This is a genomic window from Streptomyces sp. bgisy159 (genome assembly GCF_057707805.1).
This window is the reverse complement of record NZ_JBYIQX010000001.1, coordinates 378,319-403,145: the sequence shown is the minus strand read 5'-3', so window position 1 is coordinate 403,145 and position 24,827 is coordinate 378,319. Positions and strand designations below refer to the sequence as shown.

General features: G+C 70.9%; 18 protein-coding genes, 6 tRNA genes and 1 riboswitch. Of the genes, 13 read left to right on the top strand and 11 right to left on the bottom strand.

What is annotated here, in order from left to right; genetic code table 11:
* Positions 1-6: 6 nt before the first annotated feature.
* Positions 7-165, bottom strand: a riboswitch (cyclic di-AMP (ydaO/yuaA leader).
* Positions 166-492: 327 nt separating this feature from the next.
* Together AC3ET3_RS01915 and AC3ET3_RS01910 are read right to left on the bottom strand one after the other, a co-directional pair.
* A tRNA-Met gene (locus tag AC3ET3_RS01915) sits at positions 493-566 on the bottom strand.
* Between the two features lie 111 nt (positions 567-677).
* The gene (locus tag AC3ET3_RS01910) at positions 678-1,808 is read right to left on the bottom strand and encodes a dihydrofolate reductase family protein (protein WP_432158860.1); all 1,131 of its coding nucleotides are present in this window, start codon (positions 1,806-1,808) and stop codon (positions 678-680) included.
* 103 nt (positions 1,809-1,911) lie between these two features.
* Here AC3ET3_RS01910 and AC3ET3_RS01905 point away from each other — a divergent pair, with 103 nt between their 5' ends.
* From AC3ET3_RS01905 to AC3ET3_RS01895, 3 genes are all read left to right on the top strand, one after another.
* Positions 1,912-2,433, top strand: a complete 522-nt coding sequence (locus tag AC3ET3_RS01905; RefSeq protein ID WP_432158861.1) for a MarR family winged helix-turn-helix transcriptional regulator — start codon at positions 1,912-1,914, stop codon at positions 2,431-2,433.
* A gap of 134 nt (positions 2,434-2,567) precedes the next feature.
* Complete coding sequence (locus AC3ET3_RS01900; RefSeq protein ID WP_432139063.1) at positions 2,568-3,260, top strand: GTP cyclohydrolase II; 693 nt, start codon at positions 2,568-2,570, stop codon at positions 3,258-3,260.
* 77 nt (positions 3,261-3,337) lie between these two features.
* Complete coding sequence (locus tag AC3ET3_RS01895; protein WP_432139062.1) at positions 3,338-4,177, top strand: serine hydrolase domain-containing protein; 840 nt, start codon at positions 3,338-3,340, stop codon at positions 4,175-4,177.
* 153 nt (positions 4,178-4,330) lie between these two features.
* On the opposite strand, the gene AC3ET3_RS01890 is transcribed toward AC3ET3_RS01895, so the two are convergent.
* The 5 genes from AC3ET3_RS01890 to AC3ET3_RS01870 all read right to left on the bottom strand — a co-directional run bounded on the left by AC3ET3_RS01890 (position 4,331) and on the right by AC3ET3_RS01870 (position 9,960).
* A complete protein-coding gene (locus tag AC3ET3_RS01890; RefSeq protein ID WP_435611498.1) occupies positions 4,331-5,686 on the bottom strand; it encodes an LAETG motif-containing sortase-dependent surface protein in 1,356 nt (451 codons plus the stop codon).
* Positions 5,687-6,199: 513 nt separating this feature from the next.
* A tRNA-Lys gene (locus tag AC3ET3_RS01885) sits at positions 6,200-6,272 on the bottom strand.
* A 218-nt stretch (positions 6,273-6,490) separates the two neighbouring features.
* Positions 6,491-8,698, bottom strand: a complete 2,208-nt coding sequence (locus AC3ET3_RS01880) for a DEAD/DEAH box helicase (protein WP_432139060.1) — start codon at positions 8,696-8,698, stop codon at positions 6,491-6,493.
* A 255-nt stretch (positions 8,699-8,953) separates the two neighbouring features.
* Positions 8,954-9,514, bottom strand: coding sequence for a hypothetical protein (locus tag AC3ET3_RS01875; RefSeq protein ID WP_432139059.1), 561 nt, complete (start codon positions 9,512-9,514; stop codon positions 8,954-8,956).
* Positions 9,515-9,609: 95 nt separating this feature from the next.
* The gene (locus AC3ET3_RS01870) at positions 9,610-9,960 is read right to left on the bottom strand and encodes a metallopeptidase family protein (RefSeq protein WP_432139058.1); all 351 of its coding nucleotides are present in this window, start codon (positions 9,958-9,960) and stop codon (positions 9,610-9,612) included.
* 84 nt (positions 9,961-10,044) lie between these two features.
* Between AC3ET3_RS01870 and AC3ET3_RS01865 the strand changes: the two genes are divergently transcribed.
* From AC3ET3_RS01865 to AC3ET3_RS01830, 8 genes are all read left to right on the top strand, one after another.
* Positions 10,045-11,742 carry a metallophosphoesterase family protein gene (locus AC3ET3_RS01865; RefSeq protein ID WP_432139057.1) on the top strand — a complete coding sequence of 566 codons (1,698 nt, stop codon included), beginning with the start codon at positions 10,045-10,047 and terminating at the stop codon, positions 11,740-11,742.
* An 80-nt stretch (positions 11,743-11,822) separates the two neighbouring features.
* Positions 11,823-11,895, top strand: a tRNA-Glu gene (locus AC3ET3_RS01860).
* 38 nt (positions 11,896-11,933) lie between these two features.
* Positions 11,934-12,008, top strand: a tRNA-Asp gene (locus AC3ET3_RS01855).
* A 24-nt stretch (positions 12,009-12,032) separates the two neighbouring features.
* Positions 12,033-12,106, top strand: a tRNA-Phe gene (locus AC3ET3_RS01850).
* Positions 12,107-12,272: 166 nt separating this feature from the next.
* Entirely contained in the window at positions 12,273-13,469 is a 1,197-nt protein-coding gene (locus AC3ET3_RS01845) for an acyltransferase family protein (RefSeq protein WP_432139056.1), read from the top strand.
* Positions 13,470-13,548: 79 nt separating this feature from the next.
* Positions 13,549-17,544, top strand: a complete 3,996-nt coding sequence (gene hrpA, locus AC3ET3_RS01840) for an ATP-dependent RNA helicase HrpA (protein ID WP_435611497.1) — start codon at positions 13,549-13,551, stop codon at positions 17,542-17,544.
* 92 nt (positions 17,545-17,636) lie between these two features.
* Positions 17,637-17,711: transfer RNA gene (locus AC3ET3_RS01835), tRNA-Asp, on the top strand.
* A 177-nt stretch (positions 17,712-17,888) separates the two neighbouring features.
* Positions 17,889-18,080 (top strand): DUF6274 family protein, encoded by a 192-nt coding sequence (locus AC3ET3_RS01830; protein WP_432139054.1) that lies wholly within the window; start codon positions 17,889-17,891, stop codon positions 18,078-18,080.
* 462 nt (positions 18,081-18,542) lie between these two features.
* Here the strand turns inward: AC3ET3_RS01830 and bldC are convergent, their stop codons facing one another.
* Both bldC and AC3ET3_RS01820 read right to left on the bottom strand, forming a co-directional pair.
* Entirely contained in the window at positions 18,543-18,749 is a 207-nt protein-coding gene (bldC, locus tag AC3ET3_RS01825) for a developmental transcriptional regulator BldC (protein WP_003949541.1), read from the bottom strand.
* 506 nt (positions 18,750-19,255) lie between these two features.
* Positions 19,256-20,098, bottom strand: coding sequence for a DUF8083 family protein (locus AC3ET3_RS01820; protein ID WP_432139053.1), 843 nt, complete (start codon positions 20,096-20,098; stop codon positions 19,256-19,258).
* A gap of 255 nt (positions 20,099-20,353) precedes the next feature.
* Between AC3ET3_RS01820 and AC3ET3_RS01815 the strand changes: the two genes are divergently transcribed.
* Together AC3ET3_RS01815 and AC3ET3_RS01810 are read left to right on the top strand one after the other, a co-directional pair.
* Positions 20,354-21,448 carry a Leu/Phe/Val dehydrogenase gene (locus AC3ET3_RS01815; RefSeq protein ID WP_432139052.1) on the top strand — a complete coding sequence of 365 codons (1,095 nt, stop codon included), beginning with the start codon at positions 20,354-20,356 and terminating at the stop codon, positions 21,446-21,448.
* Between the two features lie 314 nt (positions 21,449-21,762).
* Positions 21,763-22,017 carry a DUF3073 domain-containing protein gene (locus tag AC3ET3_RS01810; RefSeq protein ID WP_432139051.1) on the top strand — a complete coding sequence of 85 codons (255 nt, stop codon included), beginning with the start codon at positions 21,763-21,765 and terminating at the stop codon, positions 22,015-22,017.
* Between the two features lie 81 nt (positions 22,018-22,098).
* Here AC3ET3_RS01810 and purM read toward each other — a convergent pair whose 3' ends face one another.
* Positions 22,099-23,178, bottom strand: coding sequence for a phosphoribosylformylglycinamidine cyclo-ligase (gene purM / locus AC3ET3_RS01805; RefSeq protein WP_432139050.1), 1,080 nt, complete (start codon positions 23,176-23,178; stop codon positions 22,099-22,101).
* A gap of 50 nt (positions 23,179-23,228) precedes the next feature.
* Positions 23,229-24,758 (bottom strand): amidophosphoribosyltransferase, encoded by a 1,530-nt coding sequence (gene purF, locus AC3ET3_RS01800; RefSeq protein ID WP_432139049.1) that lies wholly within the window; start codon positions 24,756-24,758, stop codon positions 23,229-23,231.
* Positions 24,759-24,827 lie beyond the last annotated feature (69 nt).

Sequence of the window (24,827 nt, the reverse complement as noted above, 5' to 3'; positions counted from 1 at the left end):
CGGGCGTACTCCTTTCCTTCCGTCGCCTACCGGGTTAGCTGACGGGTTCGGAGCGGGAAGGTCTCCTACGCGCGTATACCGGCCGCTGCTCGCGGCGGTTTCCGCGTGATTCACCCCAAGGTGGTGGTTCCCCGGTTCCCTTGCGGGATTCGGCGCGTGCGCACGGAGCCGCCTCTTGTGACGGCTGGGACGACCGCGCTGCGTTATCGAACGTTAATAGACCCGAGGGCGGGTTTCCAAGCCGTTCCGCTTGATCATCACGACTTTTTGGCCTGGACTTTAGGCCCATGAACGGCCCAAATGGGGCGAGTTGACTCGCCGTCGGCGTGATCCGCACCGACCTCAGCAGTCACACGGATTTTGATGGTGACTCAGATGTTATGCGCAGGGCGGTCGCCTGATGACAGAACGTGAAGAAGGGGCAGGAGGAGGGACGGCTGCCGAAAACACCGAGGGCCGGAACCCTCTCGGATTCCGGCCCTCGGCCTTCAGTAGCGGGGACAGGATTTGAACCTGCGACCTCTGGGTTATGAGCCCAGCGAGCTACCGAGCTGCTCCACCCCGCGTCGTTGTGTCTCGAGTGTACGTCATGCCGGGGGCAGAAAGCCAAACGGTTGGTTTCCGCTGGTCGGAGACGGGTCGGCCGACGGGTCGGCCGGGGTGCGCCATGCCGGGCGTCACCCGAGGAGATGGCGGTTCGGCCGCTTCGCCCGGGCCTCGTGCTCGGGGAGTACGACGACGTCCGCGCCCAGCGCCGTGAGCTGCCCGGCGCCGTCGGCCGCCGCCACGAAGGTGTCCGGCTCACGCCAGGCCGTCACCACCCGGCGCACTCCGGCCGCCAGCACCAGCCGGGCGCAGGGAGTGGGGCGGGAGGCGCGGTGGGTGCAGGGTTCCAGGCTGCTGTACACGGTGGCCGTGGCCAGGCGGGCGTCGTCCCGGTCGATCTTGGCCAGGGCGGCCTCCTCGGCGTGCGCGACGGGGTCGCCGGCCTCGCGGGAGTGCCCGCGGGCGAGTTCGGTGCCGTCGGCGGCCACGACCACCGCGCCCACGCTGAACGCGGACGGCGACGGCGGGCACCGCTCCGCGAGTTCGCAGGCGAGGGCGAGCCAGTGGTGGTCCGCCGCGGTGGGGACGGTGCCGGTGCCGGGTGCGGTGGGCTCGTAGCGCATGAGCACGACGTCCTCGATCCGGCGGGTCTCCACGAGCCGCAGCCGGCCGGGCTGGTAGACGCCGGGGCCGAAGAGGCGGGGCGCGCCCGGGTCACCGACGAAGAGCGGGGCGAGGACCAGCTGGAGTTCGTCGGCGAGGCCCTGCTGCAGGAGCTGGGTGTGGACGGTTCCGCCGCCCTCGACCATGAGGCGGCGTACGCCGCGCTCGTCGTGCAGGTGCTCCAGGACGCGGCGCCAGTCGAGGTCGGGGCCGAGCGGGACGATGTCGGCGGCGAGCCCGGCCCGCCCGGCGGTCTCGGCACCCTTGTCCGTCGTGTAGACGACCCTGTCGCCGCCGGTGTGCCAGAAGTGGGCCGTGGGGTCGAGGTCGCCGGAGCCGCTGACGGTGACCTTGAGCGGATAGGCCGGCTTTCCGTCGGCGATCCGGGCGGCCCGGCGGTCGGGGGAGTTGACCAGGAGGCGGGGGTTGTCGGCGCGGATGGTCCCGGCGCCGATCAGGATCGCGTCGACGGAGGCGCGCACCTCGTCGACGCGGTCGAAGTCGGCCGGGCTGGAGAGCAGCAGGCGGTCGGGGCCGGTGTCGTCGAGGAAGCCGTCGAGGGAGACGGCGGCGGACAGCAGGACGTACGGGTACGGCATGGGCGCGCTCTCTCGTCGGCGGGGAGCCGGACTCCGACGTTCAGTGAGCCCGGTGATACCTCGAAACCTTGGTTAAAGTTTGAAACAAACCTACACTGACGGGATGACGACCCGCTGGCTGACCCCCGACGAGCAGCGCGCCTGGCGCGCGTACATCGCCGCCAACCTCCTGCTGGAGGACACGCTCGACCGCCAGCTCCAGCAGGACGCCGGCATGCCCCACCTCTACTACTCCATCCTCGCGAACCTCTCCGAGGCCCCCGAGCGGCGGATGCGGATGACCGACCTCGCCGAGCGCACGAAGATCACCCGCAGTCGGCTGACCTACGCGGTGACCCGCCTGGAGAAGGACGGCCTGGTCCGGCGCGAGCAGTGCCGGTGGGACAAGCGCGGCAGCATCGCCGCGCTGACGGACGAGGGGACGGCGGTGCTGGAACGTACGGCGCCGGGCCATGTGGCCACCGTACGCGCATCGCTGTTCGACCATCTCAGCGCCGAACAGGTGGGGCAGCTGGAGCAGATCTCCGTACAGATCCTGCGGGCACTGCAAGGAGAGGACGCGGGGCCGAAGGGGGCGGGTCCGGACGACCTGCCGTGGCGGCGCCGGTCGACGCCCTGCCCCTGAGCCCCGCCACAGTCCGGTCACCTCGGCACTCGCGCTAGTTGATTCAACTTTGAAGCACGAGTAGGGTCTCGATCCGAGGTTCTGCTTCAAATCTGAAGCAGCAAGGCACCGCCCGCGAGAACCCGGAGACCCGCATGCGCGCCGACTTCCCCGCCCACTTGCCCGCCGACGTCGCCGCCGATGTCGCCGCCGACTTCCCCGCCGCCACGCAGCGCGCCCGCGTACGGGTCCCGCTGCGCTTCCACGACGGCTACTCCGTCGACGCCGAACTCGTCACCTTCCACGGCCTCACCGACGGCCAGGAGCACGTCGCGATCGTGCTCGGCGATCCCGCGCCCGCCGCCACCCCGCTGGTCCGGCTGCACTCCGAGTGCCTCACCGGCGACGTCCTCGGCTCCGCCCGCTGCGACTGCGGCCCGCAACTGCGCGAGGCGGTGGAGCGCATAGCCGCCACCGGCGGCGTCCTGCTCTACCTGCGCCAGGAGGGCCGCGGCATCGGCCTCTACAACAAGCTCGACGCCTACGCCCTGCAGGACCAGGGCCTCGACACCTACGAGGCCAACGCCGCGCTCGGGCTGCCCGAGGACGCCCGCGACTACACCGCCGCCGCCCAGATGCTCCGCGCCCTCGGCATCGACCGGCTGGACCTGCTGTCCAACAACCCCGACAAAGCGGCCCAGTTGGGCACGCTCGGCCTGACCGTCCGCGACCGTGTCCCCACCGGCGTCTTCACCACCCGCCACAACCTCCGCTACCTCCGCGCGAAGGTCCTCCGGACCAGCCACACTCTGCCGCTGGCCGAGCTGACGGCGGTGACCACGAGCTGAGTCCGACGGCGGCGGGCAGATCGTCCGCCGCGGGAGCTGGTTGGATCGATCCGGTGAACCCAGCTAGAAACAAAGGGATGTCGACCAGCGTCCCGACGTGTGTGTTCAGCGACATGGCCGCGCCGGCCGCGACCGGCGGTCACGCGGTCGACCGCTTCGTCGAGATCGGTTCGTTGACCAAGGTCGTCACCGGTACGGCCCTCACCCGCATGGCCGCGGCCGGGCTGCTCTCGTGGGACGACCCGATCGAACGCCGGCTCCCCGCCGCCCCGGCCACGGGCATCACCCTCCTGCACCTGGCCCGGCACACCTCCGGCCTCCCCCGTCTGCCACCCGGCCGGCTCCCCCGGCGGGACCCCTACGCGGCGTTCGACCGCCCCGCGCTGGACCGGTTGCTGCCCCGCCTCGACACCCTCGTGACCCGTCCTCCCGGCGAGGCCGAGGAGTACTCCAACCTCGGTTACGCGGTCCTCGGCGCGGCCCTGACCGCCGTCTCCGGGACGACGTACGAGGAGCTGGTGACCGAGCACGTGCTGAACCCGCTCGGCATCACGGAAGTGACCGCGCGCCCCGACCCCGCCCGGCGCCTGACGGCCCCCGGGTTTCTCGGGCGCCCCCGCAGGCCTTGGACGATGGACGGCGCGATCCTGCCCGCGGGCGGTCTGTGGGCCACTCCCCGCGCCGCGGCCGACCTGGTCGTGCGGCTGCTGCTGGAGCGCCGGCTCGGCGACCCCGCCCCGAGCTGGCAGACCTCCGGGCCCCTGCGCTGGCACAACGGCGCCACCCGCCACGCCTCCCTCTTCGCCGGCGCGACGGACGACGGCCGCTGGGCGCTGGTGCACCGCCTCAACGGGGCTCCGGACGACACGGACCGGATGGGCGTCGAGCTGCTGCGGCAGCCCCGCACCGCCCGTTAGGCGCGCCACGCCTCGGCCCGTCCGCCGACCCGCCTGCCCCGGACGCGCCGTCCCGGGCCGCCCCGGGCCCTCGACCAGCGCACCGACGCCCGGGGTCGGCATCCACAGTCTGTGGATGCCGACCCCGGGCGCGAGGGGCGAGGCGCGGGTGCGTCAGGCGGAGTCCGACGACGAGCGACGGCGGCGGGCGACGATCACCGCACCGGCACCGAGCACCACGGCGGCGCCGCCCAGGAGGGCGAGCTTCGGCGTGGCGGAGGACGAACCGGTCTCGGCGAGGGCGCCGGTCGTGGTCGTCGTGGTGGTCACCGGCACCGTGGAGGTGCCGCCCTGCGGCTTGTTGTCCGAGGGACGCGGGGTGGTGCCGTGCGTCGCCTCGCCGCCGGACGCGCCCCCGGCGGCGACGAGCTCGAACTCGTAGACGTCGAAGTCCGGCGTACCGCCGCAGTCGCCCGAGTCGTTGTAGTAGTCACCGGTGGTCACGGCGATGCCCGCACCGGCCGGTGCCTCGGCGTCCACGGTCAGCCGGAGCTTGACGTCGGAGTGGGCCCCGGCCTTCAGCGCGCTGATCGTGCCCGCGTAGCCGTCCCGGTCGAGGTTGTGCCACGCGGGGGAGGCGGCGTTGGACCACTGCAGCTTCAGCATGCGGCCGAGGTCCTTCTGGCCCGACTTGTCGGTGGCGTGCACGCTCACGTACGGGTAGACCTCGTCCAGGGTCCGACCGGTGTTGTTGGTCAGCCGCATCGAGAAGTCCACCGTCGAGCCGGCCGCGATCCTGCCCGGCAGCCCGGAGACCGACACGGCGAGACCGGGTTCCGCCTCGCAGGAGTCGCCGTTCTCGGCGTCCTCCTTGGCCTGGGCGAGGGCCCCCTCGGCGGCTTCCAGGGCCGCCCGGGCGTCCTCGGTGGCCTTCTGTGCCACGGAGTACTGGCGAGCCGCCGCGACCCGGGCGTCGTTGCTGGCGTCGAGGGCATCGGCGTACTTGGTGTCGGCGGCCGACTTGTCCGCGGCGGCGTCCTCGGCCGCGGCCTGAGCCTCGGCGAAGGCCTTGAGGGCGGCGGTCCGGTCGGCCTCGGTGGAGTTCTCGTCCGCCATGACGGCGTCGACCGCCGCCTGCGCGTCCGCGACCGCCTTGTCCGCGGCGGTCTTCGCGGCCGCGGCGGCCTTGGCCGCCTTCTCCGCCTCGGCGGCGGCGACGGTGAGCGGCGCGGTGTCGGAGAGCGCGGCGTCGACGGCCTTGCGGGCGGCGGCCTCGGCGGCGACGGCGTCGTCGTACGCCTTCTTCGCGTCGGCGACGGCCTTCTCCAGCTCGGCTATGGAGGGCTTCGCCGCCGCCTGCGGCTGCGACTTCGGCGTGGTGGACCCCGAGGACCCCGCGGACCCGGTCGAGGTGGCCGACGCGGTCGGCGCCGCGGCGGTGCCGGCGAACGCCGGACCGGCGGCGAGGAGCACGACGGGGGCGGTGGCGGCCAGGGCGACGGCCGTCGCGAGAGTACGGCGGATCTTCATGGGTTCTCGTTTCTGGCGAGAAAGAACGGAGAGGTGTGCGACGGACCCCGGGCCGGCGTCGACATCGTCCGTCATCGCGTCAGAACCCCGTGATCTCAAGCGCCGCGGCCGACCGTTGGCACGCGGTCCCGGTCAGCGTCATGATCGTATTACCGCGATGCGCCCCGTGGAACCGGTTATATTTCCCACCCGCCCCACCCGCCCGGAATCACCCGTTCCACTCACCCTTGAAACGGGACAAAGGCCACAGTTGCTCTCGCGGGCGGGGATTCTCTGTGACTGTTGCCATCCGTCGGCCTGACCGTACGTCCGGCGGGACGGACGACAACTGCGCTGCCGGTGGGTTCGGTTGGCCGAAAAGCAACCTCGACGTCACGATCCGACGGGCCCCGGAGCCGTCCCCCTCACACACCGCTCACACACCGCCCCCGAACGAAGCAGCGCCCGAGGCGACCGAAGTCGCCTCAGGCGCTGCGCTGCAGGCCGGGAGGGATATGTCCCGCCTGCCACCGGTAGGCCGTGTGGGACTCGAACCCACAACCAATGGATTAAAAGTCCACTGCTCTGCCAATTGAGCTAACGGCCCGTGGCGATGTTGCCCACCCGAGCATAGCCGCAGCCGGCCGGGTCTCCGATCGAGTATGGGGGACACGGCCGGGGCGGAGTAACCGGATACCGGTCAGGTCCCCGTCGGCGGGGCCGCCCGGGGACCCGGCGGCTCGGGACGGGGCGGCTCGGGGCCAGGACGGCCGAGGGCCCGTACGACCGGCGTCGTACGGGCCCTCGTGCTCAGCTCAGCCGGCGTCAGCCGTTGCGCTTCCAGCGCGGCTTGTCCTCGCGGCGGCCGAAGGAGCCGCCACCGCGGTGGTCGTCACGGCGGCCGTAGGGGCGGTCGTGGCCGCCGGAGCGGAAGCCCGGGCGGTCGTCACGGCGGTCGCGGTTGAAGGGACGGTCGCTGCCGCGGTGGCCACCGCGGTCGTCGCGGCGGAAGCCCCCGCGGTCGTCCCGGCGCTCGAAGGAACGGCCACCACGGTCGCCGTCACGGCGGTCACGGTCGAAGCCGCGGTCCCCGCGCTCGCCCTCGCGGCGGTCACGGTCGAACGGACGACGGTCGTCACGGCGGAAGCCCCCGCGGTCGTCCCGGCGCTCGAAGGAACGGCCACCACGGTCGCCCTCGCGGCGGTCACGGTCGAAGGGGCGGCGGTCGTCGCGGCGGAAGCCACCCCGGTCGTTGTCCCGGCGCTCGCCGTCGCGGCGGTCACGGTCGAACGGACGACGGTCGTCGCGGCGGTCGAAGCCACGGCCGCCCCGGTCGTCGCGGCGCTCGAAGGAACGGCCACCACGGTCGCCGTCACGACGGTCCCGGTCGAACGGACGACGGTCGTCGCCCCGCTCACCCCGGTCGTCACGCCGCTCACGGCGCTCGTACGACGACGCGGACGCCGGCCGCTCCTCGCGCACGGCGCGCTCACCGGCGTTGTCATGGTGGGCGGTCGCCTGCTCGGGCACCGACGGCTCGGCGGCCGCCTCGGCCTGCACGGCCTGGGCCTCGGCCACGGCGGCCTCCGGGTCCTCGCCGCGCTCACGGGCAACGCGGGCAACCAGCCGGTCGGCCTCCTCGCGCAGCTCGGTGGCGCGGCGCTGCGCGCGCTCCAGCTGCTTGCTGAGGTGGGAGACCTCGCGCTCGGCCTGCTGGGCGGCGTTCCCGGCGGACTCCGCCTGGACCTCGGTCATGGAGCGGGCGCCGGTGATCTCGGCGACCTCCGGGTCGAAGGCTGCGCCGCCCTGGATGATGTGGCGGGCCGCGTCGACGCCGGCGTCCTCCATGAGGCGGAAGATCTGGCGGCGCTGGTGCGGCAGCGAGAGGGAGACGACCGTGCCGGTGCGGCCGGCGCGCGCGGTGCGGCCCGCGCGGTGCAGGTAGTCCTTGTGGTCGCCGGCCGGGTCCACGTTCAGAACCAGGTCGATGCCGTCGACGTGGATGCCGCGGGCGGCGACGTCGGTGGCGACCAGGACGTTGACATACCCGTCCTTGAAGTCCGCGAGGGTGCGGGTCCGGGCGCCCTGCGTCATGCCGCCGTGCAGCGCGTCGGCCTTCACGCCGGCGTCGCGCAGCTGCTCGGCGACGCGGTCGGCGCCCAGCTGGGTGCGGACGAAGATGATCGTGCGGCCCTTGCGGGAGGCGATCGCGGCGGTGACCGGCGCCTTGTCCTTGGGCTTCACGATGAGGATGTGGTGGGACATGGTCGTCACCGCGCCCTGGGCCGCGTCCACCTCGTGCAGGACGGGCTCGTTCAGGTAGCGGTCGACGAGGGTCTTGATCTCGTTCTCCATCGTCGCGGAGAACAGCATCCGCTGGCCGCCCGCCGGGACCTGGTCCAGCAGCTCCGTCACCTCGGGCAGGAAGCCCAGGTCGGACATCTGGTCGGCCTCGTCGAGAACCGCGATCTGCACGTCCTCCAGGGAGCAGGCGCCGCGGTTGATGATGTCGCGCAGCCGGCCCGGGGTGGCGACCAGGATGTCGACACCGCGCTCCAGGGCGTAGATCTGGTTGCCCATCGACGTACCACCGCAGACGACCTTCATCTTCAGGCCGACGACGTCCCCGTACGGCTGCAGCGCGTCCGCGACCTGCATGGCCAGCTCACGGGTCGGGGTGAGGATGACGGCGCGCGGGCGCTTCTTCTCGGTGCGGCCGCCGGCCAGCCGGGCCAGCGTCGGCAGACCGAAGGAGAGGGTCTTGCCCGAACCGGTGCGGCCCCGGCCGAGGATGTCCTTGCCGGCCAGGGCGTCCGGGATAGTCGCGGCCTGGATCGGGAAGGGGGTGGTCACGCCGTTCTGTGCGAGCTTGCGCACCACACCCTCGGGCAGACCGAGGTCCGCGAAGGTGATCTGCGGAGCCTCGTCACCGCCGGCCTCGGCGGCCGCGACGACCTCGATGATGGTCTCGACGGTCTCGTCGGTGGGGTCGGCCTCGGGCACGACGACGTGATCAGTGCTGGAAATGGACATGCGAATGCGAAACCTTCCGGAGTCTCTTCGGCACGCGCCCGTCAACTCCGTGAATCGCATCCGACCGCCTCAATGCGGTCCGCCACGGCAAAGGAGAGTACGCGCCACACGGCGCGCTCTGTTGTGGCGCCGGGCAAATGGGATCAAACGATCTACCACCATACGCACCTAGCCCCCCTCAAGGCAAACCGGCCCTGTCCGCGCAGCTCAGCGCCCTGCCCTGCCGCACGAGGCCCCGTGGCCGCGACCGCCCCCTCACTCCCGCACCTCGGCGCCCGCCTCAGGGGCCGGCTCGCGGTCGACGAGCTGCGCCTGCGTGTCCTCGTGCGCCGATGACGAGGGCTCGGCCGTGCTCGGCTCGGGCGAGGGCGAGGCCGGCGGCTCGGGCGAGGTGGGCGGCTCCGGGTCGGCGGGCCGGGGAGGCGGCGTCGGCCGAGCCCTGGTCGGCTCCGGCTCCCCGGACCTGTCGGGCCTGACCTTGTCGTCCTTGCCCGGCTTCTGCTCCGCCGACGGTGACGCGGCGTCCGCCTCCGCCGACGGGGAGGCGGACGGTGAGGCGGACGCGTCCGTCCCGTCCTCGGCGTCGTCCCCCGCCTTGCCCCGTCCGCGCCTGCCGTCGGTGCCCATGCCGCCGGCCCCGAGGCCGGCACCCGGGACCACCTGTCCCCCGGCGGCCTCCCCGCCGTCACGCCGACCGGCCGAGGGCGACGGCTTCGCCCGGCTGCCGTCCTCGTCCCCCACGCTCATGCAGCCGGCGGCCGCGGCGACGGCCATGACGGTGGCGGCCAGGCGGACGGGTACGTACAAGGGGCGCACGGAAGCCACCTCCGGGTCGGTCTGCGGGAGTCGACGTGCCCAACTCCCACCGCCCACAAGAGGACACGCGCCCCGCTACGACCGTGTCCGACCTGTCACCCGTACCCGAGCGCGTGCAACCGGGCGTCGTCGATGCCGAAGTGGTGGGCGATCTCGTGCACCACGGTCACCTCGGTCTCCTCGACGACCTCCTCGCGCGAGCCGCACATCCGCAGCGTCGGCCCCCGGTAGACGGTGATCCGGTCGGGCAGCACACCGGCGTACCACTCTCCTCGGTCGGTCAGCGGGGTCCCCTCGTACAGGCCGAGCAGCTCGGGATCGTCGGCCGGGGGTTCGTCCTCCACGAACACCGCGACGTTGTCCATGAGCCGCGTCAGCTCCGGCGGGATCCGGTCCAGCGCCTCGGCGACCAGTTCCTCGAACTCCTCGCGCGTCATCTCCAGCACAGGCCCATTGTCCGGCACGACCCCGCCACCACCAGGCCCCGCACGCCCGGCATACCGGAGAACGCATCTGGGCATACGGGACCAATGGCCCGCGTCCGCGTCCCAGCCGCCGTCCTGAAGCCCCTGAAGCCCCTGAAGCGCCACCGCAGCCGACCGAAGTCCCCGGGGTACCCCGCCCGCCCCGGCTCCGCCGAGCGTTCCAGCCGGGCGCGCCGGAGGCCCGCGGCGGCCGTCCCGGAGCTCGCCGGCCGTCGGCGACCCGCGGTCCGCGCCTTCGGCCTGGTCGCCGTCGTCCTGCTCGGCGCCTGGCTGGGCCTGCTCGTCGTGGGCAACGTGCGGACACAGGTCGGCCCCATGAACACCACGATGACCCTGCGTCCGTCCCTCACCGGCGGCACGAAGATCAACGTCTCCCCGCTGGGCGCGCTCACCCTCGACAGCCATGTCGCCCCGGTCCGCCTCGACGTGAACGTCGACCAGCTCGACCCCGTCCGCTCCCAGGCCCTGGTCGACCATCCCGAGCGCCTGTCCGGCCTCCAGGACCAGGTCACGCGGGACGTGGAGCGCGGCACCCGGGACCTGGCGCTGCGCTCCTGTGTGGCGGTCGTCTCCGGCGCCACGGCTCTCGGCCTGGCCGTCTACCGCCGCCCGCGCCGCGCGATGGCGGCCGGCGGCCTGGCCCTCGCCCTGCTCGCCGCGTCCGGCGCGACCGCGTACGCCACCTGGAACCCGAAGTCGGTCCTGGAGCCCAGGTTCTCGGGGCTGCTGTCGTCCGCGCCGTCCCTGGTGGGCAACGCGCGCAGCATCGTCACGGAGTTCGACGTCTACCAGCAGGAGCTGGCCCGTCTGGTGACGAACGTGACGAAGCTGTACGACGTCACCTCCACGCTCCCCGTCTACCAGCCCGACCCGACCACCGTCCGGGTGCTGCACGTGTCGGACATCCATCTCAACCCGGCGAGCTGGAAGATCATCGCCTCGCTGGTGAAGCAGTACAAGGTGAACGTGATCGTCGACTCGGGCGACACCATGGACCACGGCACGGCGGCGGAGAACGGGTTCCTGGACCCCATCGCGGAGCTCGGCGCGCCGTACGTCTGGGTGCGCGGGAACCACGACTCGCGCCTCACCCAGCGCTATCTGGAGGGGATCAGGAACGTGCGGGTCCTGGACGGCGGGCGGGCGGTGACCGTGGCGGGCATCCGGTTCGCCGGGATCGGCGATCCGCAGTACACGCCGGACCGGTCCACCGTGCCCGGCAGCGAGGAGACCCAGGAGCAGGCGGGTGCCCGGCTGGCACGGGCGCTGCGGGAGCAGCGGGCCGCCGGCACGCCGGTCGACATCGCGGTCGCACACGAGCCCGCCGCCGCGCGGGTCGTGGACGGCGAGGTGCCCATGGTGCTGGCGGGCCACATCCACCACCAGGAGATGAAGATCCTGGAGAAGGGCACGCGGCTGCGGGTGGAGGGCTCCACCGGGGGCAGCGGGCTGCGGGCGGTGGAGGGGAAGTACCCCGACCCGATCCAGGCGTCGATCCTGTACGTCGACCGCGACACGCACCGCCTCCAGGCCTGGGACGAGATCAGGCTGGGCGGCCTCGGCCTGACGACGGCCGAGGTCAGCCGCCACCTCCCGCGGGAGAACCAGCCCGGCGCCGCCCCCTCCCCGAGCCCCACGCCCACCCCTGCGCCCAGCCCCGCCTCCGGTTCGGCGACGCCGTCCGCGTCCGCGTCCGGGCGGACCGGCAGCCCGGCGCCCACCCCCGCGACCACCGCTCCGTAAACCGTTTTGGCGATACCTCCCGCCATCCCATATGCTTCTCACGTCCCCGACGCGCTGAGAAGCGCCCAGGCGGGCCGATAGCCCTCATCGTCTAGCGGCCTAGGACGCCGCCCTTTCAAGGCGGTAGCACGGGTTCGAATCCCGTTGGGGGCACGCATCACCGTGTGCGACACTGTCGTACGCAACAGCTTGGTCCTGTGGAGCAGTTTGGAGTGCTCGCCACCCTGTCAAGGTGGAGGCCGCGGGTTCAAATCCCGTCAGGACCGCTGAGGTTTCACGTGAAACCTCGTGGCTGGGTAGCTCAGTTGGTACGAGCGTCCGCCTGAAAAGCGGAAGGTCGCCGGTTCGACCCCGGCCCCAGCCACCGTTCGAAGGCCCCGACCGTACGGTCGGGGCCTTCGGTGTTTTCTTTCACAGGCCTTCACCACCGGAAAAACACGTGTCCCCTACAACCCTTTGCTAGACCTATGAGTCAACTGAGCCAGGGTTCGGTGAGCCCTGTCAGCGGACACGTCTGAAGCGGTGGTGGGATGACCCAGACAGATCACAGGGAGGCGGCGCGGCCGTCCGGTACTCCCGGACACGCGCAGGGGGGTGAGGAGACGCTCACCCTGCGGGCCGTGCCGACGCAGGCCGTCCCGGCCAAACGGCCGAACCGGCTGGCCGCCCTGGACGGACTGAGATTCCTGGCCGCGCTCGCCGTGGTCCTGTTTCACTTCGTGGGACAGACCCCGGCGGCCATGGAGGGCATCTGGCACCAGCCCTACCAGGAGCTGTTCCCCGAGCGCGTCCACAGCACCTTCGCCTTCGGCCGTCTCGGCGTCGACCTGTTCTTCCTGATCAGCGGCTTCGTCATCTGCATGAGCGCCTGGGGCCGGACCCCCCGGCACTTCTTCATCTCGCGGGTCACCCGCCTGTACCCGATGTACTGGATCGGCGTGCTGGTCTCGGCCGCCGTCATCTACCTCGCCGACACGCCCTTCGGGCACCCCAACCCGCGCGTGCTCTTCGCCAACCTCACGATGCTCCAGCGGCCCCTCGGCGTCGACAACCTCGACTCGGTCTACTGGACCCTCTGGCCGGAGCTCTGCTTCTACCTGACCTTCTCGGTCGTGGTGTGGAAGGGCCTCACCTACCAGCGCGTGGTGATCTTCTGCGGTGTCTGGACGGTGGCCGCGGTCCTGGCCCCCAAGGCGGGCATCCCGCTGCTCTACCTGATCGTCAACCCGACGTCCGCGCCGTACTTCATCGCCGGTATGGCCTTCTACCTGATGTACCGCTTCCGGCCGACCCCCCTGCTGTGGGGCATCGTCGTCATGTCGTGGCTGCTGTCCGTGCACTTCCTGCTGGCACCGCACGGCGGCCGCAACAACTGGGCGACCTGGGCACCCTGGCGTGGCTGGCTGATCCTCGCGGTCACGGTGTCGTTCCTGCTCATCGCCGCGATCGCGCTCGGCTGGACCAGTCGCCTGAGCTGGCGGGGCCTGACCGTCGCGGGCACGCTGACCTTCCCGCTGTACTTGCTGCACGACGTCATCGGCATGACCGTGGTCCACCACTACGGCGACCGCGTCGACCCCTGGGTCCTGATCGCGGCGACGGTCAGCGCGCTGATCCTGTTCTCCTACCTCGTGCACCGTTTCCTGGAGCGTCCCATCGCCGCGTCCATGCGCCGCTGGCTCAGCACCGCCGAGTTCTCGAAGACACCCGAGGTCCGCCGCCCGTGAGCGGGGGCCGGCCCCTCGCGGCCGGCCCGGGCAAAAGCGTTCGCCACACATTTCGGCGGGATGAGATCCTGGACTCCGTATGTCTACGCATCCCGCCCCCGCCCTCGGCGCCCTCGCCGCCCGCCTGACCGAGCTGTCCCTGCGTGACGCGCACCGGCTCGGGCGGAGGCTGGAGGGTGCGCGCAAGATCCGTAAGCCGGAGGCCCGTACGGCCGTCCTGGAGGAGATCGAGGCGGAGGTCGCCAGGGCCGAGGCCAGGATGGCGGAGCGGCGCGGCCGGGTGCCCGCCGTCACCTATCCCGAGCAGCTGCCCGTCAGCCAGAAGAAGGACGCGATCGCCGAAGCGATCCGCGACCACCAGGTCGTCATCGTCGCCGGTGAGACCGGTTCCGGTAAGACGACCCAGATCCCCAAGATCTGCATGGAGCTCGGCCGGGGCGTCCGGGGCATGATCGGGCACACGCAGCCCCGGCGGATCGCCGCCCGGACGGTCGCCGAGCGCGTCGCCGAGGAGCTGAACACCCCCCTCGGCGAGGCCGTCGGCTGGAAGGTCCGCTTCACCGACCAGGTCGACCCGGACGCCACCTTCGTCAAGCTGATGACGGACGGCATCCTGCTCGCGGAGATCCAGACCGACCGCGAGCTGCGCGGCTACGACACGATCATCATCGACGAGGCCCACGAGCGGTCCCTCAACATCGACTTCCTGCTCGGGTACCTCGCCCAGCTGCTGCCCAGGCGGCCCGACCTCAAGGTCGTCATCACCTCCGCGACCATCGACCCCGAGCGCTTCTCCCGGCATTTCGGCGACGCCCCGATCGTCGAGGTCAGCGGGCGGACGTACCCGGTGGAGGTGCGCTACCGGCCGCTGCTCGAGGAGGACTCCGACGACGCCGACCGGGACCAGATCACCGCGATCACGGATGCGGTGGAGGAGCTCATGGGCGAGGGGCAGGGCGACATCCTCGTCTTCCTCTCCGGCGAGCGGGAGATCCGGGACACGGCGGACGCGCTGGAGAAGAAGTACTCCCGCGCCGGAGGCACCGATTGGCAGCGCACCGAAGTGCTGCCGCTGTACGCGCGCCTGTCGCACGCCGAGCAGCACCGCGTCTTCCAGCCGCACGGCGGCCGGCGGATCGTCCTGGCGACGAACGTCGCCGAGACCTCGCTGACCGTCCCGGGCATCAAGTACGTCATCGACCCCGGCTTCGCCCGGATCAGCCGCTACAGCCACCGCACCAAGGTCCAGCGGCTGCCCATCGAGCCGGTCTCGCAGGCCAGCGCCAACCAGCGCAAGGGCCGCTGCGGCCGAACCTCCGACGGCATCTGCATCCGGCTGTACTCCGAGGACGACTTCCTGGCCCGACCGGAGTTCACGGACGCGGAGATCCTGCGCACCAACCTCGCCTCCGTCATCCTGCAGATGACCGCGGCCGGCCTGGGCGACATCGAGAAGTTCCCCTTCATCGACCCGCCGGACCACCGCAACATCCGCGACGGCGTGCAGCTGCTGCAGGAGCTGGGCGCCCTCGACCCGGAGCAGAAGGACCCGCGCAAGCGGCTCACCCAGACCGGCCGCAAGCTCGCCCAGCTGCCCGTCGACCCGCGGCTGGCCCGGATGGTCCTGGAGGCGGACCGGAACGGCTGTGTCCGCGAGGTCATGGTCATCGCCGCCGCGCTGTCGATCCAGGACCCTCGCGAGCGCCCGGCCGACAAGCAGGCCCAGGCCGACCAGCAGCACGCCCGCTTCCGCGACGAGACCAGCGACTTCCTCGCGTACCTCAACCTGTGGCGGTACGTCCGCGAGCAGCAGCGCGAGCGCGGCTCGTCGTCGTTCCGCCGCATGTGCAAGCAGGAGTTCCTGAACTTCCTGCGGATCCGCGAGTGGCAGGACATCTACACCCAGCTGCGCACGGTCGCCAAGCAGATGGGCATCCACCTCAACGACCAGGACGCGGACGCCGACCGCATCCACGTCTCGCTCCTCGCCGGTCTGCTGTCGCACATCGGCATGAAGGACGTGAAGGAGTCCAAGGACGCGGCACCCCGCAAGGACGGCGGCGGCCGCAACGAGTACCTCGGTGCCCGCAACGCCAAGTTCGCCATCTTCCCCGGCTCCGCACTGTTCAGGAAGCCGCCGCGGTTCGTGATGTCCGCCGAGCTCGTCGAGACGTCCCGCCTGTGGGCCCGGGTCAACGCGAGGATCGAGCCGGAGTGGGTCGAACCGCTCGCCGGGCACCTCCTCAAGCGGACCTACTCCGAGCCGCACTGGGAGAAGGACCAGGCGGCCGTGATGGCGTACGAGAAGGTCACGCTGTACGGCGTGCCGATCGTCGCGCAGCGGAAGGTGAACTACGGCCGGATCGACCCGGAGGCCAGCCGCGAGCTGTTCATCCGCAACGCGCTGGTCGAGGGGGACTGGCGCACGCACCACAAGTTCTTCGCCGACAACCGCAGGCTCCTCAGCGAGGTCGAGGAGCTGGAGCACCGGGCGCGGCGCCGGGACATCGTGGTCGACGACGAGACGCTGTTCGACTTCTACGAGCAGCGGGTGCCCGACCACGTCGTCTCCGGGGCGCACTTCGACTCCTGGTGGAAGCGCAAGCGCCAGGAGCAGCCGGACTTCCTGGACTTCGAGCGGGAGATGCTCATCCGGGAGTCGGCGGAGGCGGTCACCAAGGCCGACTACCCGGATACCTGGCGGCAGGGGCCGCTGAAGTTCCGGGTGACCTACCAGTTCGAGCCGGGGGCGGACGCGGACGGTGTGACCGTGCACGTCCCGTTGCAGGTGCTCAACCAGGTCACCGACGAGGGCTTCGACTGGCAGATCCCGGGTCTGCGCGAGGAGGTCGTCACCGAGCTGATCCGCTCGCTGCCGAAGCCGATCCGCCGCAACTACGTCCCGGCGCCGAACTACGCCAAGCGCTTCCTGGACACCGCCGTCCCCCTCCAGGAGCCGCTGACCACCACCATGGCGCGTGAGCTGAAGCGGATGGTCGGAGTGCCCTTCGAGGCCGGCGACTTCGACTGGTCGAAGGTGCCCGACCACTTGAAGATCACCTTCCGGATCGTCGACGAGCGGCGGCGGAAGATCGCCGAGGACAAGGACCTGGAGGCGCTGAGGCTGCGGCTGAAGCCGAAGGCCCGCCAGGCCATCTCCCAGGCCGCGGCGGCCACCGCCTCGCGCCGGGGCGGGGAGTCGCTGGAGCGCACCGGCCTGACCGACTGGACCATCGGGACACTCACCCGGGTCTTCGAGACCCGCCGGGCCGGCCAGCCGGTCAAGGCGTACCCGGCACTGGTCGACGACGGCGACACCGTCTCCGTGCGGCTCTTCGACACGGAGGCGGAGCAGGCCGAGGCGATGTGGAAGGGCACACGGCGGCTGATCCTGCGCAACATTCCGGTCAACCCCGCGAAGTTCGCTTCCGAAAAGCTGACGAACCCGCAGAAGCTGGCGCTGTCCGCGAATCCGCACGGTTCGATCCAGGCGCTGTTCGACGACTGCGCGACCGCCGCCGCGGACCGGCTGATCGCCGACTTCGGGGGCCCGGCCTGGGACGAGGAGTCGTACCGGAAGCTGTACGACAAGGTCCGGGCGGAGATCGTGGACACCACGGTCCGCACGGTGGCGCAGGTGCAGCAGGTGCTGGCCGCCTGGCAGGCCTGTGAGCGCCGCCTGAAGGGCGTACGCAGTCCCGCGCTGCTCGCCAACCTCCAGGACGTGCGCAAGCAGCTGGACGCCCTCGTGAAGCCCGGCTTCGTGACGTGGGCGGGGCTGCGGCGGCTGCCGGACCTGATGCGTTACCTGGTGGCCGCCGACCGGCGGCTGCAGCAGATGCCGGCCAACGTCCAGCGGGACACGACCCGTATGGAGAAGGTCCACGAGATGCAGGACGAGTTCGCCTGGCTGCTGGAGCAGATGCCCCAGGGTCGGCCCGTCCCGTCCTCGGTGCTGGACATCCGCTGGATGATCGAGGAGCTCCGCGTCAGCTATTTCGCCCACGCGCTGGGCACCGCGTACCCCGTCTCCGACAAGCGGATCGTCAAGGCGATCGACGCGGCGGTGTCGTGATGGCTCCGGTACGGAGGGTGAGTTCGACCGGGGGCCCACCCTCCTGTACAGTCTCTTCTCGCAGCGCAACGCACGAAAGCGCGGCGAAACCTGGTCCTGTGGAGCAGTTTGGAGTGCTCGCCACCCTGTCAAGGTGGAGGCCGCGGGTTCAAATCCCGTCAGGACCGCAGCAAGTGAGAGGCCCGCGCCCGTCAGGGACGCGGGCCTTCTTCGTTGCCCTTTCGGCCCGCGTCAGGGCCACCGACGCGCCCTGACGGGCCCCGCAGGGGGCGTCCGTGGCCCTCTGTCCGCCCTTGACGGCGTCACATTCCCTCGGTACCCCAGAAGTCAGGGGAGGTGGCTTCATGGCCGCATCTGTGAGGCACGAGACGCGGGCGCTGCTGAGGGCTCATCTGGCGGCCGCGTCGGCGTACGGGCACGCGACCCGGCACTGCCCGGTCTGCCACCGACTGCTGCGGCTGGCCATGGAAGCGCCGCCCCAGGGTACTCAGGACGCCGAGGAGTCGGCAGGGGACGACAGCCCCTCGACCGCGTGACCGGACCCGGCGTCAACTTCCCTGCGGCAGGCGGACGCTGAAACACCCAAAGGCCAATAGCGCACGCGGCCCGGCGACAACAAGTCCCCCGCGATGTGACGGGTGTCACCGCATAAGTTTCCGTGACCACGGTTCTTACCGGTCTCATACAACTGGTCAATTTAATATGTGCAATTGCACTATCACCAGAAGTGCGCGCACAGCCCGCACGACAGGTCTCCCCAGACTCCCCCAAGGCCGCCCACAGACCCGCTTCCCGACCGGCCCGCGCGCACAAAAAAGATCGCGCCGGACCCGGCGGAGTCCGGCGCGACCTACGACGCACCCTGTATTGCTTGCCTGAAGAGCTCTGACGGCTTGGGCGTGGGGCCTGTTGGGGCAGGACACCCGCGTCGCTTGGAGCTGGTGTTCGGGCTGCTCGGCGGTTGGGGGAACCGCCGCATCACCCGGTTTATGAAGTTGTCAGGCCTCGCTGCGCTGCTGCGGGATGCCCGCGAGCAGAGCGCGGACCTCGGCCTCGCGGTAGCGCCGGTGCCCGCCGAGCGTGCGGATCGACGTGAGCTTGCCGGCCTTCGCCCACCGCGTGACCGTCTTGGGGTCGACGCGGAACATCGTGGCGACCTCAGCCGGGGTCAGCAGCGGCTCGGCATCAGGGGTGCGAGCGGTCATGAGCGGCCTCCTCGGGAGAACCGAACCTTCTCGGTTCTTTCCTCTAAATTCTGCACCTTGACCCGCGTTGCCCGAAATGGCGGACGCGAGTCGAGTCGGTTATAGGACGAACGGCTTGTCCTCGGCACTACAACTACACCATCTGTCCAGCCGCGTCGGCCAAACCGATGGAATTGCCCCCACCAGGTGTCCATCAGCCACGGAAGCCGATGGACCATGCCATAGCGGACAGTCACTCCACTGTGACGATCAGTCACAGTGGAGTTCAGGAGTCACCAGACCCCCCAAAGCGTGCAATGCTGAGATAGAGCCCTCCCCGGGCTCCTTGTCCTATTTTGGCATGAGGAGTGGCAAGGGATGCAAGGGCCCCGTACGTGCGATCTGTCACGCTTGAGGTAAACGCCCGGAACAGGACCTACGTCCCGTCAATTTCCTGAAGTCCGGTAGACCGTACGCGGTTCGGGGGCGTTCAGGCCGTGACGTACGTCACTGGCCGTGAAATGCCGTCAGTTCGCCGAGCGCCGGTCCCGGACCGCCCGCCAGCGCCGCACCAGCCGCGCGTACGCCTCGCTCGCCGCCTCGTCGTCGCCGCGCCGCAGCGCCTCGATGCCCTCGGCGACGTCCGCCGCCGAGTGGTCGCCCGCCAGCTGCCGGTCCGGCAGCGTGTGCACCAGCCCGCCGTAGTCGAGTTCGACCACCGAACGCGGATGGAACTCCTCCAGCCACCGGCCCACGTCCACCAGGCCGTCGATGAGCGGCCCCTCGTCGATGGCCTCCTTCAGGGCCCTCAGGCCCCGGGCCACCCGCCGGCGCGCCTGCACCATGGGAGTGCGATAGCGAAGCAGCGGTGGTACGTCACCCGTCCCCGGGTCGTAGCGCCGCTCGGCGTCGGACACCAGCACGAACCAGTTGATGGGTACCTGCCAGGTCGCCGTCCGGATCCACGGCCGGGCGTCCGGGTTGCGGGCCAGCCACCGCTCGTAGTCCTGCGCGGCCTGGCGGCGCACGAGCGGCGGCAGCACCGAGTCCAGCACCGGCGGGGGAAGCTCCTCGTCCAGCTCGCCCAGCGCCTGCCAGCCCCGCAGCCGGGTCCGCCACGGGCACACGCACAGCACGCCGTCCGCCTCCAGCACGAAGGCGTCGCCGCTCTCGTGCACCGGTACCGCGACCGGCGGGGTGGGCAGCAGATCCGCCAGCGAGCGGCGCAGCTCGTCCTGGTAGGAGGGGCGGTCGGGCCGGCGGGCGTAGCGCTCCCAGTGGGCGCGCTCGGGCTCCGGGAAGGCGGCCAGCGGTTCGTACACGCGCAAGTACGAGGCGTAGGGCACGATCACCGAGGACACCTTGGGCACGCCTGCTCCCTCCCCCCTGGGCCGACCGGGAAACCTGACGGAGCCGCCGCCGGGCGGGCCCCCGAACCATGCGAATCGTCGCACGGACGTCCCCCACGAGAGGGTGATCCCCACCACTGCGCGTCCGGCGGCGCCGTCAGGCTCTACTCTCTCCCCACAGGCCCCGGCCGCCCTCCCGCACCGCGCCAAAAGCGCGTGGGAGGCTTCCAGGGGCTCTCCGTCCCAACCGCCGCCAGTTACCCAGGAGTCACTACCGTGACCGACGTATCCAACGGCGTCCTGCACACCCTGTTCCACTCGGACCAGGGGGGTCACGAGCAAGTCGTGCTCTGTCAGGACCGCGCCAGCGGCCTCAAGGCCGTCATCGCCCTCCACTCCACCGCTCTGGGCCCCGCCCTCGGCGGTACGCGCTTCTACCCGTACGCCAACGAGGCGGAGGCCGTCGCCGACGCCCTGAACCTCGCGCGCGGGATGTCGTACAAGAACGCCATGGCCGGACTCGACCACGGCGGCGGCAAAGCCGTGATCATCGGCGACCCGGACACCGTCAAGTCCGAGGAGCTGCTGCTCGCCTACGGGCGGTTCGTGGCCTCCCTCGGCGGCCGGTACGTCACCGCCTGCGACGTCGGCACCTACGTCGCCGACATGGACGTCGTGGCCCGCGAGTGCCGCTGGACCACCGGCCGCTCCCCGGAGAACGGCGGCGCGGGCGACTCCTCCGTGCTCACCTCCTTCGGCGTCTACCAGGGCATGCGCGCCTCCGCGCAGCACCTGTGGGGCGACCCCTCGCTGCGCGGCCGCAAGGTCGGCATCGCCGGGGTCGGCAAGGTCGGCCACCACCTGGTGGAGCACCTGCGCGCGGAGGGCGCCGAGGTCGTCATCACCGACGTGCGCGCCGACGCCGTGCGGAGGATCCTCGACCAGCACCCGGAGGGCGTCACCGCCGTCGCCGACACCGCGGCGCTGATCCGGGTCGAGGGCCTGGACATCTACGCCCCGTGCGCGCTCGGCGGCGCGCTCGACGACGACTCGGTGCCGGTGCTGACCGCCAGGGTCGTCTGCGGCGCCGCCAACAACCAGCTCGCCCACCCGGGCGTCGAGAAGGACCTGGCGGACCGGGGCATCCTGTACGCGCCGGACTACGTGGTGAACGCCGGCGGTGTCATCCAGGTCGCCGACGAGCTGCACGGCTTCGACTTCGAGCGGTGCAAGGCGAAGGCGGCGAAGATCTACGACACCACGCTGGCCATATTCGCACGTGCGAAGACGGATGGGATTCCGCCGGCCGCGGCCGCCGACCGGATCGCCGAACAGCGGATGCACGAGGCCGCCCAGCGACGCGGATGGTGACGTTCCGCTGACGCTGCGAGGTGCCTCGGACAGGTGTTTGGCCGGTACCGCCGGGCGGAAGGTTGGAGAGAACTCTCACTCTTCCCGGCGGGTCGTCCGCCGATAAGTGGTTAAAATCGCCACTGACCAGCGAGGACGGGGCACCTCGAAGGTTCTGCGCACACGCCCTTCCTGTGGGCGACGTACCGTATGGGTGCGGGCTCAGGTACCGTGGAAGCCCTACAGACGGTCTCTTCCTGGAGAGGCCGTTCTAGATCATGAACGCGTGTCAAGACTCTGGGGCCGTCGAGCCCCGTCGTTGAGGGGGTCGAGCCATGGGGCGCGGCCGGGCCAAGGCCAAGCAAGCGAAGGTCGCCCGCCAGCTGAAGTACAACAGCGGCGGCGGGACGGACCTCTCACGCCTGGCTGAAGAGCTGGGCGCATCGACATCGAACCAGTCGCCGAACGGCGATCGTTTCGAGGACGATGAGCAGGACGACGACCTGTACTCCCGTTACGCCGACCTCTATGAGGACGACGACGAGGAGGACGAGGACCAACGGTCCTCACAACACCGTCGCGGAGCTTGACGTCGCACTGAGCTTCCACCCGGTCGATGACCTCGGTCACCGACCGGGTTCTGTGCTGCCCGCGGGGCAGCACTCGCCGGCTCAGCTCGCGTAGTCGCCCACCAGCTCCGCTCCCGTGGCATGGTCACCGCGGTCGACGATCTCGCCCGCGACCCAGGCGTCCACACCCCGGTCCGCCAGGGTGGCCAGCGCCACGTCCGTCGACTCCTCGGGCACGATCGCCATCATGCCGACGCCCATGTTGAGGGTCTTCTCCAGCTCCAGGCGCTCGACGCTGCCGGTGCGGCCGACGAGGTCGAAGACCGGGCCCGGGGTCCAGGTGGAGCGGTCGACGACCGCGTGCAGGGTGTCGGGGATCACACGGGCCAGGTTGGCCGCGAGGCCGCCGCCGGTGATGTGGCTGTAGGCGTGCACGTCGGTGGTGCGGGTGAGCGCCAGGCAGTCCAGGGAGTAGATCTTGGTGGGCTCCAGCAGCTCCTCGCCGAGGGTGCGGCCCAGCTCCTCGATCCGTGCGTCCAGGGACAGCCCGGCCTGGTTCAGCAGCACGTGCCGGACCAGGGAGTACCCGTTCGAGTGAAGCCCGGAGGACGCCATGGCGATCACGGCGTCACCCGTACGGATGCGATCCGGGCCGAGCAGGCGGTCGGCCTCCACGACGCCCGTACCGGCGCCGGCGACGTCGAAGTCGTCCTCGCCCAGCAGGCCGGGGTGCTCGGCCGTCTCGCCGCCCACGAGCGCGCAGCCGGCCAGCACACAGCCCTCCGCGATGCCCTTGACGATGGCGGCGACCCGCTCGGGGTGCACCTTGCCGACACAGATGTAGTCGGTCATGAACAGCGGCTCGGCACCGCACACCACGATGTCGTCCATGACCATGGCGACCAGGTCGTGGCCGATGGTGTCGTAGACACCCATCTGGCGGGCGATGTCGACCTTGGTGCCGACGCCGTCGGTGGCGGAGGCGAGCAGGGGCCGCTCGTAGTTCTTCAGGGCGGAGGCGTCGAAGAGGCCGGCGAAACCGCCGAGGCCGCCGAGGACCTCGGGGCGCCTGGTCTTCTTCACCCACTCCTTCATGAGTTCGACGGCGCGGTCGCCCGCCTCGATGTCGACGCCCGCGGCTGCGTAGCTGGCGCCGCCCTCGGCACTGGGTGTCTCAGACATGGCTGTGAGAGCTTTCGTGTCGTACGGCAGGACTTACGGGATCTACGGGTTCACGGGCGACGGATGGCGTCGACCGCGGCCGGGGCTGCCGTACCGGCGGCCAGCTCGGTCTCCAGGAGCTGCTTGCCGAGCAGCTCGGGGTCCGGGAGCTCCATCGGGTACTCGCCGTCGAAGCAGGCCCGGCACAGGTTGGGCTTGGCGATGGTGGTCGCCTCGATCATGCCGTCGATGGAGATGTACGCCAGGGAGTCGGCGCCCAGCGAGGTGCCGATCTCCTCGATGGTCATGCCGTTGGCGATCAGCTCGGCGCGGGTGGCGAAGTCGATACCGAAGAAGCACGGCCACTTCACGGGCGGCGAGGAGATCCGGATGTGGACCTCGGCGGCGCCCGCCTCGCGGAGCATGCGGACCAGGGCCCGCTGGGTGTTGCCGCGCACGATCGAGTCGTCCACGACGACCAGCCGCTTGCCCTTGATGACTTCCTTCAGGGGGTTCAGCTTCAGGCGGATGCCGAGCTGGCGGATGGTCTGGGAGGGCTGGATGAACGTACGGCCGACGTAGGCGTTCTTCACCAGGCCGGCGCCGAACGGGATGCCCGAGGCCTCCGCGTAGCCGATGGCGGCCGGGGTGCCGGACTCCGGGGTGGCTATGACCAGATCGGCCTCGACGGGGGCCTCCTTCGCCAGGCGGCGGCCCATCTCCACGCGGGAGAGGTACACGTTCCGGCCGGCGATGTCGGTGTCGGGGCGGGCCAGGTACACGTACTCGAAGACACAGCCCTTGGGCTTCGCTTCCGCGAACCGGGAGGTGCGCAGGCCGTTCTCGTCGATGGCGACGAACTCGCCCGGCTCGATCTCGCGGACGAAGCTGGCACCCGTGATGTCGAGGGCGGCGGTCTCCGAGGCGACGACCCAGCCGCGCTCCAGGCGGCCGAGGACCAGCGGGCGGATGCCCTGCGGGTCGCGGGCGGCGTACAGGGTGTGCTCGTCCATGAAAACGAGGGAGAAGGCGCCCTTGACCTTCGGGAGGACGGTGTGGGCCGCCTCCTCGATGGTCAGCGGCTTGCCGTCCTCGTCCACCTGGGCCGCGAGGAGCGCGGTGAGCAGGTCGGTGTCGTTGGTGGCCGCGACGCGGGCGGAGCGGCTGTGGTTGTCGCTGGGGAGGTCGGCGACCAACTCGGCGAGCTGCGCCGTGTTGACCAGGTTGCCGTTGTGACCGAGCGCGATCGAGCCGTGCCCGGTGGCGCGGAACGTCGGCTGGGCGTTCTCCCACACGGAGGCGCCGGTGGTCGAGTAGCGGGCGTGACCGACCGCGATGTGACCCTGGAGCGAACCGAGCGAGGTTTCGTCGAAGACCTGGGACACGAGGCCCATGTCCTTGAAGACGAGGATCTGGGAGCCGTTGCTGACCGCGATTCCCGCGGATTCCTGGCCCCGATGCTGGAGGGCGTAGAGCCCGAAGTACGTGAGCTTGGCGACCTCTTCGCCGGGAGCCCAGACTCCGAAGACGCCGCATGCGTCCTGGGGGCCCTTCTCGCCGGGGAGCAGATCGTGATTGAGGAGACCGTCACCACGTGGCACGCCATCGAGTGTAGGCGAGGCCGACCACTGGTCCGAATCGGGGATACCGCTCAGTAATGGATCTTCGGC